Source organism: Flavobacterium cerinum (assembly GCF_004028155.1).
Classification (GTDB): domain Bacteria; phylum Bacteroidota; class Bacteroidia; order Flavobacteriales; family Flavobacteriaceae; genus Flavobacterium; species Flavobacterium cerinum.
In genome coordinates, this window is record NZ_SBII01000011.1 from 90,548 (window position 1) to 107,752 (window position 17,205).

The following is a 17,205-nucleotide window of genomic DNA, read 5'->3' on the forward strand; positions in this document are numbered from 1 at the left end:
AAAAAACAATAATTCAAGGTTAATCTATTAAAATTTAATAACATAAACTTTTACATTTGCTAAACCTCATATTGATAATGGAATTTTCTAAGTCTTTAATTCATTGGTATTTACAGAATAAGCGTGATTTGCCGTGGCGTAAAACCACTGCTCCATATGCTATTTGGCTATCAGAAATAATGTTACAGCAAACGCGTGTAGCACAGGGATTACCCTATTTTTTGCGTTTTATGGATGCTTTTCCTACAGTTCAGGATATGGCTAATGCCCCCGAAGAGCAAGTACTCAAATTGTGGCAGGGGCTTGGTTATTACTCTCGTGCACGTAACCTTCATGCTACTGCAAAACAGGTAGCTTTCGATATGGGTGGTGTTTTTCCGGATAGTAGTGCGGGTCTTTTAAAACTAAAAGGTGTGGGCGATTACACAGCTGCTGCTATTGCTTCTATAAGCTATGGTGAAGCGGTTCCTGTGGTAGATGGGAATGTGTACAGAGTGCTGTCACGTTATTTTGGTGTCGAAACAGATATTTCATCTTCGGGTGCAAAAAAGCAATTTACAGAACTGGCGGCATCATTGCTCCCAAAAGGGCAGGCATCAGAATTTAACCAGGCTATGATGGAGTTTGGAGCGCTGCAATGTGTTCCTAAAAGTCCGGATTGCGGGAGTTGTATTTTTACTGTAAAATGCGTAGCTTTTAATACGGGTAAAGTAGGGCAGCTGCCTGTAAAGCTTAAAAAAATTAAAGTAACAAACAGGTACTTTAATTACCTTATTGTGAAGGATGTGAATAATAATAGTGTTATCCAGAAGCGAACAGCAAAGGGCATTTGGCATAACTTATATGAATTCCCATTGCTTGAAACAGAGGTGTTGCTATCTAGCGAAGAAACCCTTGAGCGTATTGCAAATTTTGAAGGTCTTGGTTTTGTGCCACAGCGCATAAAACTGCTTAATCCGGATGTTATTGTGCATAAATTATCGCATCAGCATTTGTCTGTTCGGTTTTGGGAAGTAGCTGTTGGAGAGGTGGTTGATGGTGCTATTGGTGTTGATTTGTTAAAGAGTTATCCATTTCCTATCGTTATTTATAATTTTATAGAGAACCATTGGAGTAATCATTAAAAGTGGTATATTTGAGTGAATTAATCAGCGCAAAGCATGAACGGAACGTTAAATAAAGTGATGCTTATAGGGCATTTGGGTGACGATGTAAAGATCCATTATTTTGAAGGTGGTAACTGCATCGGAAGGTTTCCGCTGGCTACCAATGAAATATATATTAATAAGCAGACGAACGAAAAAATAACGTCTACCGAATGGCACAATCTTGTGGTGCGTAATAAGGCTGCCGAGATTTGCGAAAAGTATCTAAGTAAAGGAGATAAGATATATGTAGAAGGACGTATAAAGTCCCGTCAATGGCAGGGTGAAGATGGCACTACTAAATATACCACAGAGATACAGGTAACAGAATTTACATTTCTTACTACAAAGAAGGAATTGGATAATAACAACAAGCAGAGTTTTACATCGCCAACGGTGAGTGAGCCTGCAAAGCCTAATTATGATGTGAATGTGCCGGCGCCAGATGACGACTTGCCATTTTAATGTTTAACTAAAACCAAAAATTTTGGACCCCGACCCCTCGAGTTTTAACTCAATAGATTTTAACCTAATAATAGGCATAGCTGGAATTGTAATTCTACTTATATGCTCTGCATTTATATCCGGTACAGAGGTAGCAATGTTTTCGCTTACACCTCAGGATATTGATAAAATAAATCAAAAAAGTGCAAGGAAAGGCAGTCTCATTGTCTCCCTTCTGGAAAAGCCCAAAAAGCTTTTAGCCACTATTGTAATCACTAATACTTTTATTAATATTGCTATTATCATTCTGTTCTTCAGACTTGGTGATGCACTTTTTGGTGCTATAGCATTACCGTGGCTCAGCTTTTCACTGCAGGTAATCGTTATAACATTTTTGGTGCTTCTTTTCGGAGAGGTGGTGCCTAAGCTCTATGCGGGCAGGAACAATACTAAATTTGCTAAGAAGGTAGTGTACTTATTGTATGGTCTTAATAAACTGCTTTCGCCACTTAGCGTGCCTATGCGTGAGGTAACAGTAGCATTACACAAAAAAATAGGAGCACAGGGTGGAGGACTTTCTGTAGACAGGCTTTCGCAGGCATTGGAACTTACAGATTATGGAGATGCTACAATGGAAGAACAAAAAATACTGGAAGGTATTGTTTCTTTTGGTAATACCGATGTGAAACAGGTTATGAGTCCGCGTATCGATATTTTTGCTTTAGATGTTGAAGCATCATTTGTAGAGATAATGCCAAAGCTGGTAGATAAAGGTTTTTCGCGTATACCGGTGTATCGCGATAATATCGACCAGATAGAAGGTGTGCTTTTTATTAAAGATCTTATTCCATATATCGATAACGAAGATTTTCAATGGCAAACAATTGTTAGAGAGCCTTTCTTTGTTCCCGAAAATAAAAAGCTGGATAACCTGCTTAAAGAATTCCAGAGTATGAAAAACCACCTTGCTATTGTGGTTGATGAATATGGAGGGACATCCGGGCTTATATCCTTAGAAGATATTCTTGAAGAAATAGTAGGTGATATAAGCGATGAGTTTGATGACGAGGATATTATATATACACGTATCGATGATCGTAACTATCTGTTTGATGGGAAAATAAGTCTTAAGGATTTTTACCGGATTACGGATATTGAGGAAGAAGATTTTGAGAATTCAAAAGGAGAGGCCGAAACACTGGCTGGCTTTCTTTTGGAGATATCGGGCAATTTTCCTAAAAAAGGACAAAAAATTAGCTTTAATGGCAATATCTTTACCGTCGAATCAGTTGATAAGAGAAGGATAAAACAAATTAAGGTTACACTTAAATGAAAACGATTAAACAATTAGTTGGGCTTACAATACTGTTTTTTGCAGGAATACTTATAGTTAGCTGTGGTGGTGATACACTGCCAAAGCCAAAAGCTTATTTAAGGCTGGATTACCCAATGGGTAAATATTTGCCATTAGAGTCAGATTGTCCATATACTTTTGGATATAACTCTTTAGCCAAACTAAAACAAGGCGGTGATTGCAGTTTAATGATTCAATACCCTAAAATGAAGGCTACTATTTATCTGAATTACAAACCTGTGGAGGGTAATTTAGATAAACTGCTTAAAGATGCGCAAACATTAACGTATAAGCAGGTTGTTAAGGCAGATGATATACGCGAACAGCCGTTTATGAATCCTGAGAAAAGGCTTTACGGAATGTTTTATGAGGTAGGGGGAGACGCTGCTACAAATGCTCAGTTTTATGTTACCGATAGCTTAAATCACTTTTTATCAGGATCTGTATATTTTTATGCAAAACCTAACTTCGATTCTATCATGCCTGCCGCCAGTTACCTAAGAGATGATATGCGTAATATCATGGAAACAGTTAAATGGAAATAAGGCTTATTTCTTTAAAGCCATTCCTTTAGACTTTGGCATTGTGTCTTTAAAGCCATATTTAGCATATAATTTATCAGCATCGCCATCTGCAATTAGACTTATGTAACAGGACTCTGGAAGTTCATTGTTAATGTAGTTCATTAGATTCTCCATAATAAGTTTGCCAATGCCCTGTCCCTGATATTCGGGTAGTACACATATGTCTACAATTTGGCAAAAGCAGCCACCATCCCCAATTATTCTTCCCATACCTATTACCTCGTTCCCTTCATTAGCTATCATAACGGAGTACAGCGAATTAGCAAGTCCGATTTCTGCAGCAGCTATGGTCTTGGGTGATAACCCCGAGTTGACTCTTAGTGTTCTGTAAGTCGTTACAGGAATTGTATTCTCAATTACATTTAGTTTATTCATCGGTAGATAAAATTAATAAAGCAGCCCTAAAGCTGCTTTTGTATTGTTAGGATGGAGTAGGGTTATAAAGTTCCTTTTCCTTCTTTTTTGTCAGCTGAGCAGCATCCTTCTTTTTTCTCTTTTTTTGCATCTTTAGAGCAGCAAGAGTGTTTCGCATCTTTCGATTTTTTATCGTCAGCTTTCTTTTCTGTTTTAGCTTTTTCTTTTTCCTGATCTACAGCAAAAAACGCCTTGTCACCAGAGTTTTTAACATCAGATACTTTATAAGCACCATCAGCAATATGTTCTACCGTTTCAACCAGTTTTTCCGGAGTTTGTTTTGCAGCATCAAAAGATACAGTTGCTGTTTTCTTTTCGAAATCTACTTTAGCTTCCTGTACACCATCAAGGCCTGCAAGTTTGCTTTCGATAGTAGCAGCACAACCAATAGCGCATGTCATACCGTCTATTTTAAAGCTTGTAGTTTCTAGATTAGCTGCAGTTTCTTTAACTTTTGTAGTATCAGTTACTGTTCCTTCGGCAGGAGTTTCTAGGTTACCATCTTTAGAGGTGTCTTTGCAGCTTGCAAATAATAATGCTGTTAATGCGAAAAATGAAAGTTTTTTTACAAAATTCATGATATGTTGTTTTTTAAATTTAAAAGGTTCTTTTAAAAGAGTTTACAAATTTATGTAAAATCGGTTTGCTAACCTGATTATTATGTTGGAATTTTGATTCAAAATTTTAAACCATGCAATCAAAACATCTCAAGTGGTATCTGTTGGCTTTGTTGTCTTTAATTTGGGGTAGTTCTTTCATACTTATGAAAAGAGGGCTCGAAGGTCTTAGTCCTTTTCAGATGGGCGCATTAAGAATCATTTTCTGTGCTGTTTTCCTGCTCATCATTGGCTTTAAAAGTCTTAAGAGTATTCCGTTGGGTCAATGGAAGTTTATTGCGCTCACGTCACTCTTTGGTACTTTTATGCCTGTCTTTTTGTTTTCGTATGCACAAACACAAATTAACAGTTCAATAAGTGCCATCCTTAATTCGCTTACGCCTCTTAATACGCTGCTTATTGGTGCAACTGTGTTTGGACTTCAGTTTCAGCGCAGGCAGTTGTTTGGGGTGTTAATTGGGCTGATAGGCTGTACGCTTCTTATCTATAATGGAGCTATTAATAATCCGAATCAGAATTATTACTATGCCTTGTTTGTAGTTGCGGCATCGGTATGTTATGCGTCTAACGTAAATCTTATTAAAAAGTATCTGTCAGATCTAAGTCCGCTAAGCATTAGTACAGGTAATTTTGTTGTAATGCTGCTGCCGGCATTAGTGATACTTTTCTTTTCGGGATTTGCAGATGTTGCAGCACTGCCGGAAACGCACAAGGCAATGATGTATGTTGCTATACTAGCTGTTTTGGGTACAGGTATTGCTAATATTGTATTCTTCAAACTTATCCAAATGTCATCCCCAATTTTTGCTTCTTCGGTAACTTATCTTATTCCTGTTGTTGCTTTTGGATGGGGCGTTTTGGATAACGAATCGCTTACTGCTACGCAGGCGGTAGGGGCAGCAATAATATTGGTAGGCGTGTATTTCTCTGCAAGAAAATAATTTTGAATACTTACAGGTTTTATATAAATACAGAAAGGCTGCCCAATGGGCAGCCTTTCTTATAATAACATCAAAAATAATTATTATTGGAAATCAGCAGGAGTAACTCCTTCGTTGATTTTAACTTCTGAAACCGTAAGGTCAAGATCAACACCAATATTCATAACTACTTTGTATGGTATTTTGATGCCTTTTACATCTTTATAATCACTAAAGTATGTGAAAACAGGTATTTTTCCTGCTGGTGTATCTTGTTGGTTAGCTTCAGCTATTTTGTAGCCTGTTTTAACATCATAGTATAAAGTAGTCTCACCTTTTTTAACTGCATAAGCCTCAGCGCCGTTAATAGCTTCGATACCTGTTACTTTTACATCTTTGCTGTTTGCAAGAGTAAGTTCTTCAAAAGGAACAGCGCTAGCTTTTAAGTCAGCAAGTTCTGTACCTGTAATGTCTTCACGTTGCCCTTGTCCAGATTTGTAACCACCTTTTTCGTTGATTACTTGTTTCATAAGTGACATACCCATTGCAGTAATTTCTACAAGTTGTTTGTTGTCTGAAGTTACTTTAGAAGTAAATACAACAGCCATACCCTGAACAGTACCGTTAGATTTTGTAGCAACAGATTTTACAGCTTTAAGTGCTTTTTCGCCACCTACAGCTTTAATGTAGTTGTCCATTACCGTTTTAGCAGTTACACCTGCAGGAACCGGCTTGTTTACAACTGGTTTTTCTGTTGGTTTTCCAAATTTATCAAAGTAGAAAACCGGAATTTTAGTTTTCTCAAGACCTGGTAATACATCTGCAGATTTACCTACAACTACAACTCTTGAATTGTCTGCAAGGAAATATTTCTTAGCAGCATTTCTAATGTCTTCAGCAGTTACTGCATTAATGTTTTTAATGTAGTTTTCGTAGAAGTCAGCAGGTAATCCCTGAGTTTCTGTAGTTAATGCAAAACGAGCAACAGTACCTGGCTTCTCCATGTTCATAACGAAGTTACCTACAAATTTAGCTTTTGCATTTTTAAGATCTTCTGCAGAAACTAAGTCAGTTCTCATTTTCTTAAGTTCATTGAATATCTCTACAACAGCACTGTCAGTAACAGTGTTTCTTACAGAAGTTGAAGATGTAAAATCCGATACATATTTACCTCCACTTATAGAAGAGTAAGCACCATATGTCCATCCGTGAGCCTCACGAAGGTTAAGGAAAAGTCTTCCTTCACCACCACCACCAAGGATCTGGTTAGCTAAAAGAGCAGCAAAGTATTCTTTGTCTGTCATTTTCATGTTAACAACATTCACTACAGAGATTTCAGACTGTACCGCGTTTGGCATATCTACAAAGTTAATCTGAGTGTACTGTACATCTTTAGGATCGCTATAGGTTACATTTGGAGCTTTTGCAGGCTTCCATGAACCAAACAGTTTTTCAACTTGTTTTTTAACGTCTTTAGTTTTAACATCACCTACAACGATAAGGTAAGCATTACCTGGTACAAAGTAAGTATTGTAGTTGTCTTTTACGTCAGCAAGAGATACATTGTTTAATGTCTCTTCGCTAAGGTATTCTCCTGCAGGGTGATCTTTACCATAAGTAAGAACTCCGGTAACTCTTGCTGCAACAGATGAAACACTTTTCTCGTCAGACTTAAGTCCTTCAAGTATTTGTGCTTTTTGTTTGTCAAATTCTTCCTGAGTAAATACAGGGTTTAAAGCGCCGTCAGCCATTAATTCTAATATTCTGTTAGAATATTTAGATAAACCGCTTCCGTTCGCAGACTGTGAGCTAAAACCAATATTTGCTCCTAAGAAATCTACTTCTTCGTTAAATGCATCTTTAGACATTTTTTTAGTTCCGCTGCCCATAAGTGCAGAAGTCATGTCTGATACTCCTTTTTTACTTCCTTCTGAGTATGGAGCATTGTCCATAGTAAGGCTGAAAGATACTCTTGGTAGTTTATGGTTTTCTACAACTAAAACTTTTAAACCATTTTTAAGAGTAAAAGTTTCCGGTTTACCTACGTTAACTGTTGGAGCCGGTCCTGGTTTAGGTTGTGGTCTGTTTTGTGCCTGCATAGTAATCGTTAAAAACACGCTGGCTAAAATATATATAACTTTTTTCATGATATTTTTCAATGCTTAGTTTTGTGCTTTATCTTTAGCTCCTATGTAATCTAGTGTTAGCCTTTGGTTAGGGTTAAGGTATTTTCTAGCTGCTTCTCTAATGTCTTCTCTTGTAATAGAACGGTAAATGTCTATTTCTGTATTGATAAGGTTAACATCACCATATAATAAGTAGAAAGAAGAAAGGTTTTCTGCAATTCCTTCTACGTTAGAGTTAGCGCTAACATAACGGTTCTCAATCTGATTTTGAAGTTTTTGGAATTCTTTTTCAGATATAAGGTCTGTTTGTAATTTTACAATTTCTTGATCAGCTTCTTTCATGATATCAGCAGATGTGAATCCTTGCATTGGTATGCCATATATTACATACAAACCGTAATCTTCCTGAGCAATATTCACAGCGCCAATTTGAAGTGCCATTTTTTTAGTGTCAACGATCTTCTTGTACATTCTTGAACTCTTACCATCACTAAGGATAGCAGAAACCATGTCAAGTACTCTTGCATCTTTAGTTTTCATAGATGGAGTCCTGTAAGCAGTAACAACCATTGGAAGTTGTACGTTTGGATCCTCATAAGTAGCTTTGAAAGCCTGAGTGATTGGCTGCTCTTCAAATTTCTGACGTGTTATAGGAGTACCTTTAGGTATCGCACCAAAGTATTGTTTGATCCATTTTTTAGCCTGATCAGTATCAAAATCTCCGGCTACTACAAGAACTGCATTGTTAGGAATGTAGAATTTTTTATTGAACGCCTGGAATTCTCCAAGAGTTGCAGCGTCAAGGTGTTCCATAGAACCGATAGTTGACCAACGGTAAGGGTGTACCTTAAACATATTCTTTTTAACTTCAGTCATTAAGTTTCCATAAGGCTGATTGTCCATACGAAGCCTTTTTTCTTCTTTTACAACTTCATTTTGAGTATCAACACCAATTTGGTTGATAACCGGGTGCATTAATCTTTCAGATTCCATCCAAAGCGACAACTCAAGGTTGTTAGATGGGAAAACTTCATAATAATACGTTCTGTCGTCAGACGTGTTGGCATTATTGTTACCACCATTAGCAGTTACAATTTTAAACCAGTCACCACGTTTGATGTTTTCTGTTCCTTCGAATAATAAGTGCTCAAAAAAGTGTGCAAAACCTGTTCTTTCAGGATTTTCATCTTTAGAACCCACATGATACATTACCGAAGTAATGATAACCGGAGCTGATTTATCCTGGTGTAGGATAACATGCAATCCGTTGTCTAAATTGTATTCCTCGAATGCCACTTTTTGAGCCGAAGCAACTCCGCCAAGCATTAGAAGTGAACCCAAAGCCATTAAAGATTTTTTCATAAAAATTAATAATTATTTTTGATATTGCTAATTGGTGTGCAATTTCGGTAATTTGTTACAATAATTACATAAATTTTTAGGTATTTGAAATTAATAGCCGTTATGGCTGATTTTTTCGGATAAATTTATCACCCTAGGTTGCCTGATAAATAATAAGTTGTATATTTGCACACTTAAAAAATTAATTAAACCATATTGTTATGTACGCAATCGTAGAGATAGCAGGGCAACAATTTAAAGTTAGCAAAGACCAAAAAGTATTTGTTCACCGTTTAGAAGGTAAAGAAGGAGACGCAGTTACATTTGCGAAAGTTCTTTTACTTGATGACAACGGAACAGTTACTCTAGGCGCCCCGGCTATAGAAGGTGCTTCAGTAGAAGCTAAAGTGCTGCAGCACTTAAAAGGAGATAAAGTAATCGTCTTCAAAAAGAAAAGAAGAAAAGGTTACAAAAAGAAAAATGGCCACCGTCAATCTTTAACGCAAATTCAAATTTCAGTTATTACAGCTGGAGGAACTAAGAAAAAAGCGTCTAAAAAAGCGGAAGCTGCAGAGGAATAATTAACATTTAAAAACAAAACATCATGGCTCACAAGAAAGGTGTCGGTAGTTCCAAGAATGGTAGGGAATCAGAATCGAAACGTCTAGGCGTTAAGATTTATGGTGGACAAGCTGCTATTGCTGGTAACATCATCATAAGACAACGTGGTTCAAAACACAACCCAGGTGAAAACGTTTACATGGGTAAAGATCATACTTTACATGCTAAAGTTGACGGTGTAGTTAAGTTTCAGAAAAAAGCAAACAACAAATCTTTTGTTTCAATTGTTCCTTTCGAAGCTTAGTAGTAACCCTACGCATATAAAAAACCCACTCAAATGAGTGGGTTTTTTGTTTTATGGATCTTTTGTTTAACTTTTTAGTATGGCTAAGAAATCTTCTCTTAAAATCTCTGTCGCGCCAAGGCTTTCCAGATGGTCATTATGCACCTGGCAGTCCAATAGTTTGTAGTTTTCTTTTTCAAGGTGTTTAGCCAGTGCTATAAAAGCAATTTTTGATGCATTCGATACTTTAGAAAACATGCTTTCTCCGCAAAATATATGACCAAGGTCTATACCATATAATCCGCCAACTAATTTATCGTCCTGCCATACTTCTACAGATTTGGCATAACCCAGTTCGTGAAGCCTGCAATAAGCCTCAACCATTTCGTCGGTTATCCATGTGCCTGGCTGCCCGTCGCGTTTAATAGTGCGGCAGTTGGTGATCACTTCTTTAAAAGAAGTATTAAAGGTGATTTTAAAAGTATTGCGGTTTAAAATGTTACGCATGCTTTTAGAAATCTTTAAATCTTCAAAAAACAACACCATTCTTTCAGGCGGACTCCACCATAATATAGGTTCGTCATCTTCAAACCAAGGAAAGATGCCACTCCTATAAGCCAGCAACAGCCGTTCTGGCGAAAGATCACCGCCAATAGCAACTATGCCTTCGGGGGAAGCATGATTTACGGAAGGGAAGAATAATTCGCGGGAAAGAAAATACATTTATGTACTAGTTTATATAGCAGTTCAAATTTACACATTATATATAAACAGTGAAAAGTGTATGATAAATATATCGCGAAAACTTAATAGACAGTAGAGGGTGGGAAAGCCAAAATCCAGCAGTCTATCTGTGATTTTTATCCTTAATTTTTGTTAAAAATGCTAAAATAAAATCCAAAACTATTGTTTTGTTATATTGTTTTATTGAGTGTGTTAAATGTATTATTTATAGGTTTTTTCTGTAATATAAATGTAGTTTTGCATCCAAAATACAAGAGATGAAAGATAACTTTTTGATTATAAAATTTACAAAAATAGTATAGCATTAAGTAATTGAAACGTATTGTGTTTTAGCTAAATGTATGCGGAAGACTGGTGGTTCGGTCTTCCGCTTTTTTATATTGAAAATATTCAAATAATGTTTATTTATATGAATATTAAATATTGGTCTTAAAAAAAGCAAATCACAATAATGTATTTTAACTTTTGCTTAACTTTTTCGATAGTTTTATTGTAAGTTTTATTTGATTAAATATGCTAATATTGTCAATGGATATCCAATTGAAAAATTATTACTAACGTCGGTATTACTGACAAAAAAATACAAAACTTTAAAATGAAAAAATTAATACTGCCTTTTATGGTATTGATTTTGAGCGCCAATGTTTTTATAAGTTGTTCAGGAGATGAAGCCGCGATGTCTAAATCTCAAACATCAGGAAAAGCACTTGCTACACCTAAAGTTAATCTAAGTAATACTATTAATTCTTTTGTAAGTTCCTTTTATAATACACAATATATATATGGGAAGCAAATTGAATCAATATCAGACGAGGGTAAGATTCTTGTAACTGAAGTTAGTCCTTTAGCAGATGTAAGAGCAAGAGGTTATGTTGTTACAAATAAGGATAATGGAGATTTTCTATATTTTATAGATGTTGATAGAGTAAACAATACGTTTAGTACTTATGAGGCAGTAACGAATATTTCTGATAGTGATGTTATTGATGTAAATGATCCTATTTATGTAGGAAATCAATATGACATGATTGAATTGATTCAAGCTCGTAATGATTTTGGTTTACAAAAAGGGGGTGGTTTTTTCTTTTTTGGTGTAAATATTGATTTAGGTAATTTCTGGACGAATGAAAAATCAGATGGACCAATTGTCAAAAATCTTAACGCTGACGGTACTGTTGACTGTGTGCAGGTCAAAACCGTTGTTAAAAGAAGGTTTTGGATTAAATGGAGTACAACAAGTCATGAAGTTACTGTTCCTTGTCCGTAATTATTTATTATAGAGTATAGATGACATTTAAATTCTTATTATTTAAGGTAGTGTTTTTTTTCGCAATTACAATTTTACATGCTCAAGATACTGTGCAGATGAAAGAAGTTTTAATCGAAAAAGATTTCACTAAAAAAGAGAAGTTAAAGAGTGTTTATTTTGGTAAAAACTCCACATATCTTTTAGTTAATTTGTTTTTTGATGATATTCCTGAGTATTATCTGGTAGATAATATTCCTTATGGGGGTATAAAGGAATTGACTTTGTTTTTTTGTCCTTCAAGTAAGTCTACAGAGATTTTAATGGAGAATGGGTATCGTTTTGATAAAGTTAATAATACAGAATTTGAATTGACAATTTATAAGGTTTCCGATGAGGGAAGCTTAGGGGATAAAGTTAATCAAGTTGCAATACCTATTGTTCTTGAACAAAATAAAAGTGATGCTACTAGAAAAATAAAAATTGATATTTCTAAGTATAATTTTATTGGGGATAAATTTTTTGTATTCTTAAAAAGAATTTCTGATGCATCTTGTTATGAATGCTATTATTATTTGCCAGTATCTTATTTAGCGGACAGAAAATTAATTTATGCTTATAATAAAAAAGAGCTTATGCCTTTGTATACGAAAGGATTAAGAGTAAAAGTGCAAACTTTAACAAGAGATTATTAGTTTGTATTTTTGAATGAAAAAATCCCGATAAGTACTGCTTATCGGGATTTTTTATTTTGGTTTTCTTTTTAAAAAGGAAGATCGTCGTGCTCTTCTTCTTTAAAGCTTGTAGCAGGTTCAAAAGCATCACTTGCCGATGTTGGCTGTGGCGCTTGTTGGTAACTACCACCTTGTGGTGCTTCCGGCTGTGCTTTTTCTATTCTCCAGCCCTGTATAGAGTTAAAGTATTTTGTTTCACCTTGTGGGTTAACCCATTCTCTTCCTCTAAGGTTTATGGAAATTTTTACAGGTTCTCCTGCTTTGTAGTTATTAAGCAGGTCACATTTGTCCTGAGTAAATTCTATCATGATGTGCTGTGGATACTGCTCATCTGTAGTGACTACTATTTCTCTTTTTTTGAAACCGTTGCTTCCAAAAGCTTTGGTTTCATCGATCATCTTAATTCTTCCTGAAACTTCCATAATGTAATTGTTTGTTGTTTTCTGCCGGGGCAGCTATCGTTAATATTAAAAATTATTCTTAGCAAGAAGTACCTTCCATGCGGTAATTACTTCGTTGTTATCAAGGTATTCCTTGGCTTTCAGGAACTTCTTAGTCTCATCATCTGAGCTTAAAATCGCTTTTACTTCGAAGCTTTCTTTTACAAATATACTAACTTCTTCGTCAGTAGGCAATGTTTCTGTATTACCTAATTTGCCTAAATCATTACCGTTAAAAAAACTGCTTTCTTTTATAAAATCAGGAATACTATCTACACCTATGCCTAATGTGGTTAAGGGTTTTTCTACTTCAAACAGGCCTTCTGCAGAGCGGGAATACCAGTTGCCGCCCAAACGCGATACCAGGTCTATTTTATGCTGGTCTATGCCGCCGTTATCATCTAAAATGCTTTCATGTATGTGCATTTTAAGTACTTCGCATAGTATAAGGTTACCGGCTCCGCCTTCGGTTCCAAGGGCGATAATTTCGTTAACACGACACTCAAATTGTACCGGTGCTTCTTTTACTCTGTATGGTTTAACCATGTCAGATGGTATCATAGTAAATCCGGCTTTCTCAAACTCATTAATACCAGCGGCATATTCAGTACTTGAAAGCGATACCTGCTCTACCATTGCATAGTTCACTACGTTAATAACCACTTCACGGTTAAGTTCGGCGTTCATTAGCGTGTGTTTGGTAGTATTATCGCGTACTCTTCGTGAAGGCGAAAATATTAGTATAGGCGGGTTGCTACTGAAAATATTAAAGAAGCTAAAAGGCGATAAATTAGGTATGTTATTTCTATCTAAAGTACTGGCTAAGGCAATAGGACGGGGTCCAACAGCGCTTTGTAAATAGCCATGCAGCTTTTGTGTAGTAAGTTCTTTTGGGTCTATAGTTAACATGGTAGTTTTTTTGTTATGCAAAGATAATTTTTCTCTGAAATAATCGGGTACTATTAACGTTAGTATAGGTTACATTTTATACAGGCTTTTTTGCAATAACCGAGTGCCTAACTTTTGTTATCTTTAAGCCACAAATTATACCCTATGCAGTTTACAGATAAAAGAAGCATTACCCGTTGGATAATTATTTCAGCATCGTTTCTTATAGTTTTATTTATACTTTGGAATACGTATTATCTCTTTCAGATATTTAAACAGGAGGAGAAAGATAAAATGCACGTTTGGGCGGGTTCTATGGAGGAATTCAATAATATCAACTCAGCAGCTGATATAAACTTTTTAACCCAGATAATTGAGAGTAATACTACAATCCCTATTATCAGGACAAATAATAAGGATAGTATTACCGGGACTAAAAATATTGATGACGGGATTGTGAACGATACATTGCAATTGCGAGCATATTTGGAAAGATTTAAAAAACAAAATGCAGCTATAGTAATGCATCATCCAATAGCTAGTAATAATCAGTATATATATTATGGTAATTCTACATTACTTAATGTCCTGAAATATTACCCAATGGCTCTCGGGCTTGTAATAGTGCTTTTTGGTGCTGTTATTTATAATTTTTATCGTGCTACGAAGATGGGGGCGCAAAGTAAACTTTGGGCGGGTATGGCAAAAGAAACTGCCCACCAGATAGGTACACCGCTATCGTCATTATTGGGGTGGATTGAGATTATGAAGGCAGATAATGTTGATGAAACTACAGTAACCGAAATTGAAAAAGATGTTGCCCGATTGCAAACTATTGCTGAGCGTTTTTCTAAAATTGGGTCGGAGCCTTTGTTGGAAGAGTTGGATATCGTTGCTGAGACCGAGAAGTCTTTTGAGTATTTAAGATCAAGAGCTTCTAAACAGGTAGAGTTCTTTTTTATGTCACCTAACCACCCGGTAAAAGTGATGATTAATCCTGAACTGCACAGTTGGACGGTAGAGAATTTAGTGAAAAATGCTATTGATGCCATGAAAGGTAAAGGCAGGCTGGATGTTATTATACGGGAAACCGATAAGTTTGTTAAGATAAAAGTATGCGATTCTGGTAAAGGGATTCCTAAAGCGCAGTTTCGAAAAGTGTTTGAACCTGGTTTTACCACCAAAAGAAGAGGGTGGGGACTTGGGTTATCTTTAACCAAACGTATTGTGGAAGAATATCACAAAGGACGGATAAAGGTGCTTTCTTCTGAAATTGGAAAAGGGACGGTGATGGAAGCCAGTTATAAAAAGATATAAAAAAAGCGGAACATAATGTTCCGCTTTTTTTATGGTGTACTGGTATATATGTATGTTATTTTTGGATTTCCCGAAGCTTGTTCTATTTCAAGCGCTTTAGAATTAAGCTTTTTAATTGTATAAACATTTGTTACGCCATTTACCACTGTTGTAAGCGATTTTTCTGCCGCAGTATATGTGCCTGTTGCTGTGTCCGGATCTTCCTGGCAGTTAAAGTAATCTACTTCTTTAGCTATATTGCCTCCGCTAAATTCAGTATAGTCTTTACCACAAGGCTGGTGTCCGTCATATTCTACAGTTTTTCCTGCTACAACATAAGAAACGTTATACCATCTTTTTGTCAGCTGGTTCAGGTTAATAGAAGATCCCGAGTCGTCATCACTTGAGCAGGCGGTTAAGCAAAGTAGTGCTAAACCCAAACCAATTAATTTTTTCATGATATTTTGTGTTAGATTCAAGGTGCAATGATATAAAATAATATTAAAAAATCCAGTTAATTTTCTAATAATAAAAATGGATGGTAATTTCATTAAAACAAAAAAGCAGGAATTACTTCCTGCTTTGTGTAATAGTATGTACTAATCTATAAATTAGCATTGATGGCTTTTGCCAGTGCTTCAAATTCTTCTTTTTCAAGTTTTACCTTGTTCACGAAACGCATTTCATCCATTTCATTAAGAGGAATAAGGTGTACATGGGTGTGTGGTACTTCAAGACCTATAACCGCTACGCCTACTCTTTTGCAGGGTACAGTTTTTTCCAGTGCTATTGCTACTTTTCTTGAAAATTTCATCAATCCCAGGTACTGCTCTTCATCCATGTCAAAAATCTTATTGATCTCTGTTTTTGGAATACAAAGTGTGTGGCCTTTGGCATTTGGATTTACATCTAAAAATGCCAGGAAGTTGTCGTCTTCAGCTACTTTATAAGCCGGGATTTCTCCGTTAATTATTTTGGTGAATATAGAGCTCATAACTTAGTCTCTTGATATTTCTAATACTTCAAATTTAAGTGTTCCGTTTGGTACATTGATCTCGGCAATTTCACCTACAGATTTTCCAAGAAGACCTTTGCCTATTGGAGATGTAACAGATATTTTTCCGGTTTTAAGGTCGGCTTCACTTTCGGCAACAAGAGTATATTTCATCTCCATTCCGTTACCCTGGTTTTTTATTTTTACGGTAGACAGCACAAGTGCTTTAGAGTTGTCAAGCTGCGACTCGTCGATAAGACGTGCGTTAGACACAACTTCTTCCATTTTAGATATTTTCAGTTCAAGCAGACCCTGAGCTTCTTTAGCCGCATCATACTCTGCATTTTCAGAAAGATCTCCTTTATCTCTTGCTTCAGCAATAGCAGCCGATGCCTTAGGCCTTTCGATGCTTTTTAGCTGATCAAGTTCATCTCTTAACTTTTTTAATCCTTCTGCTGTGTAATAAGATACTGTACTCATAACTTCGTCGTTTATATAAATAGAAAAAATCCCATCAGGACGGGATTTCTCACTGCAAAGATAATATTTTTTTGATATTTCAATTTTTAAATATGCAATAGCATACGTCAAAGTTAATTAAATTAAATTTGTTTCATAATTATAACGCTAAAAAATTACAACATGAAAAAATATATTTTATTACTATTAATACTACCTTTTATTGGTGCCTGCAGTAAAGATGACTTTACAAATAACAACAGGTATTTACCAAATTATAATTTTTCGATAGATATTAATCTGGATCTGCCTTTGTATAGTCAGCTTCAGTTTCCTTCAAACCCGGTGCGTGTTACTCAGTTGGGTATTGGTATTAATGGTGTTATTGTGATGAATGTAGGCGGAAGTTATACGGCTTTTGAGGCGAGCTGCCCTAATCAGGCCTTGAGCAATTGTTCTGTGCTTGAAATAAAAGGGATATTAGTAAAATGCCCTTGCGATGGAGTAGAGTATAGCCTCTTTACCGGGCAGCCAAGCACTAAGGTAGAGTTTCCTTTAAAGCAATACAGAGTGCAAATGCTAGCTCCTAATATGTTAAGGGTATACAACTAACCT

The 17,205-nt window shown here is 35.9% G+C and carries 20 protein-coding genes and 1 pseudogene; 11 read left to right on the top strand and 10 right to left on the bottom strand.

The annotated features are described in order from the left end of the window. Positions 1 to 77 precede the first annotated feature (77 nt). From mutY to gldD, 4 genes are read left to right on the top strand one after another with little or no spacing between them, the layout of a single operon-like run. Entirely contained in the window at positions 78 to 1,124 is a 1,047-nt protein-coding gene (gene mutY, locus EPI11_RS14775; RefSeq protein ID WP_128390750.1) for an A/G-specific adenine glycosylase, read from the top strand. A 36-nt stretch (positions 1,125 to 1,160) separates the two neighbouring features. Continuing rightward, positions 1,161 to 1,610 carry a single-stranded DNA-binding protein gene (locus EPI11_RS14780; protein WP_128390751.1) on the top strand — a complete coding sequence of 150 codons (450 nt, stop codon included), beginning with the start codon at positions 1,161 to 1,163 and terminating at the stop codon, positions 1,608 to 1,610. Positions 1,611 to 1,632: 22 nt separating this feature from the next. After that, positions 1,633 to 2,922, top strand: a complete 1,290-nt coding sequence (locus tag EPI11_RS14785) for a gliding motility-associated protein GldE (RefSeq protein ID WP_128390752.1) — start codon at positions 1,633 to 1,635, stop codon at positions 2,920 to 2,922. After that, a complete protein-coding gene (gene gldD / locus EPI11_RS14790) occupies positions 2,919 to 3,488 on the top strand; it encodes a gliding motility lipoprotein GldD (RefSeq protein ID WP_128390753.1) in 570 nt (189 codons plus the stop codon). Before EPI11_RS14785 ends, gldD begins: the two co-directional genes overlap by 4 nt. Before the next feature lie 3 nt (positions 3,489 to 3,491). Here gldD and EPI11_RS14795 read toward each other — a convergent pair whose 3' ends face one another. Continuing rightward, the gene (locus tag EPI11_RS14795; RefSeq protein WP_128390754.1) at positions 3,492 to 3,902 is read right to left on the bottom strand and encodes a GNAT family N-acetyltransferase; all 411 of its coding nucleotides are present in this window, start codon (positions 3,900 to 3,902) and stop codon (positions 3,492 to 3,494) included. 62 nt (positions 3,903 to 3,964) lie between these two features. Continuing rightward, positions 3,965 to 4,519 carry a heavy-metal-associated domain-containing protein gene (locus EPI11_RS14800; protein ID WP_128390755.1) on the bottom strand — a complete coding sequence of 185 codons (555 nt, stop codon included), beginning with the start codon at positions 4,517 to 4,519 and terminating at the stop codon, positions 3,965 to 3,967. A 113-nt stretch (positions 4,520 to 4,632) separates the two neighbouring features. On the opposite strand from EPI11_RS14800, the gene EPI11_RS14805 reads away from it, so the two are divergent. Further along, on the top strand, positions 4,633 to 5,499 hold the full coding sequence (locus EPI11_RS14805) for a DMT family transporter (RefSeq protein ID WP_128390756.1): 867 nt from the start codon (positions 4,633 to 4,635) through the stop codon (positions 5,497 to 5,499). An 83-nt stretch (positions 5,500 to 5,582) separates the two neighbouring features. On the opposite strand, the gene EPI11_RS14810 is transcribed toward EPI11_RS14805, so the two are convergent. Together EPI11_RS14810 and EPI11_RS14815 are read right to left on the bottom strand one after the other, a co-directional pair. Beyond that, positions 5,583 to 7,625: a M16 family metallopeptidase gene (locus tag EPI11_RS14810; protein WP_128390757.1), complete on the bottom strand. Its 2,043-nt coding sequence runs from the start codon at positions 7,623 to 7,625 to the stop codon at positions 5,583 to 5,585. 15 nt (positions 7,626 to 7,640) lie between these two features. Continuing rightward, complete coding sequence (locus tag EPI11_RS14815; RefSeq protein ID WP_128390758.1) at positions 7,641 to 8,966, bottom strand: M16 family metallopeptidase; 1,326 nt, start codon at positions 8,964 to 8,966, stop codon at positions 7,641 to 7,643. A 200-nt stretch (positions 8,967 to 9,166) separates the two neighbouring features. Here EPI11_RS14815 and rplU point away from each other — a divergent pair. Then, positions 9,167 to 9,523 (top strand): annotated as a pseudogene (gene rplU, locus EPI11_RS14820) (50S ribosomal protein L21); the annotation flags it as partial. Positions 9,524 to 9,549: 26 nt separating this feature from the next. Next, a complete protein-coding gene (gene rpmA / locus EPI11_RS14825; protein WP_128390760.1) occupies positions 9,550 to 9,810 on the top strand; it encodes a 50S ribosomal protein L27 in 261 nt (86 codons plus the stop codon). A 66-nt stretch (positions 9,811 to 9,876) separates the two neighbouring features. Here rpmA and aat read toward each other — a convergent pair whose 3' ends face one another. After that, positions 9,877 to 10,512 carry a leucyl/phenylalanyl-tRNA--protein transferase gene (aat, locus tag EPI11_RS14830; RefSeq protein ID WP_128390761.1) on the bottom strand — a complete coding sequence of 212 codons (636 nt, stop codon included), beginning with the start codon at positions 10,510 to 10,512 and terminating at the stop codon, positions 9,877 to 9,879. A gap of 616 nt (positions 10,513 to 11,128) precedes the next feature. Here aat and EPI11_RS14835 point away from each other — a divergent pair. Together EPI11_RS14835 and EPI11_RS14840 are read left to right on the top strand one after the other, a co-directional pair. Continuing rightward, a complete protein-coding gene (locus tag EPI11_RS14835; RefSeq protein WP_128390762.1) occupies positions 11,129 to 11,800 on the top strand; it encodes a hypothetical protein in 672 nt (223 codons plus the stop codon). Between the two features lie 98 nt (positions 11,801 to 11,898). Beyond that, complete coding sequence (locus EPI11_RS14840; protein ID WP_128390763.1) at positions 11,899 to 12,474, top strand: hypothetical protein; 576 nt, start codon at positions 11,899 to 11,901, stop codon at positions 12,472 to 12,474. Between the two features lie 68 nt (positions 12,475 to 12,542). Here the strand turns inward: EPI11_RS14840 and EPI11_RS14845 are convergent, their stop codons facing one another. Together EPI11_RS14845 and EPI11_RS14850 are read right to left on the bottom strand one after the other, a co-directional pair. Then, entirely contained in the window at positions 12,543 to 12,935 is a 393-nt protein-coding gene (locus EPI11_RS14845) for a DUF3127 domain-containing protein (protein ID WP_128390764.1), read from the bottom strand. Between the two features lie 45 nt (positions 12,936 to 12,980). Further along, complete coding sequence (locus tag EPI11_RS14850) at positions 12,981 to 13,862, bottom strand: flavin reductase family protein (RefSeq protein ID WP_128390765.1); 882 nt, start codon at positions 13,860 to 13,862, stop codon at positions 12,981 to 12,983. Positions 13,863 to 14,006: 144 nt separating this feature from the next. On the opposite strand from EPI11_RS14850, the gene EPI11_RS14855 reads away from it, so the two are divergent. Beyond that, positions 14,007 to 15,158: a sensor histidine kinase gene (locus tag EPI11_RS14855; RefSeq protein WP_128390766.1), complete on the top strand. Its 1,152-nt coding sequence runs from the start codon at positions 14,007 to 14,009 to the stop codon at positions 15,156 to 15,158. A 29-nt stretch (positions 15,159 to 15,187) separates the two neighbouring features. Here EPI11_RS14855 and EPI11_RS14860 read toward each other — a convergent pair whose 3' ends face one another. The 3 genes from EPI11_RS14860 to greA all read right to left on the bottom strand — a co-directional run bounded on the left by EPI11_RS14860 (position 15,188) and on the right by greA (position 16,611). Next, a complete protein-coding gene (locus EPI11_RS14860) occupies positions 15,188 to 15,595 on the bottom strand; it encodes a lipocalin family protein (protein WP_128390767.1) in 408 nt (135 codons plus the stop codon). A gap of 146 nt (positions 15,596 to 15,741) precedes the next feature. Further along, entirely contained in the window at positions 15,742 to 16,131 is a 390-nt protein-coding gene (locus EPI11_RS14865; protein ID WP_128390768.1) for an HIT family protein, read from the bottom strand. 3 nt (positions 16,132 to 16,134) lie between these two features. After that, positions 16,135 to 16,611, bottom strand: a complete 477-nt coding sequence (gene greA / locus EPI11_RS14870) for a transcription elongation factor GreA (RefSeq protein ID WP_128390769.1) — start codon at positions 16,609 to 16,611, stop codon at positions 16,135 to 16,137. Positions 16,612 to 16,773: 162 nt separating this feature from the next. Here greA and EPI11_RS14875 point away from each other — a divergent pair, with 162 nt between their 5' ends. Beyond that, positions 16,774 to 17,202: a Rieske (2Fe-2S) protein gene (locus EPI11_RS14875; RefSeq protein WP_128390770.1), complete on the top strand. Its 429-nt coding sequence runs from the start codon at positions 16,774 to 16,776 to the stop codon at positions 17,200 to 17,202. Positions 17,203 to 17,205: the final 3 nt, after the last annotated feature.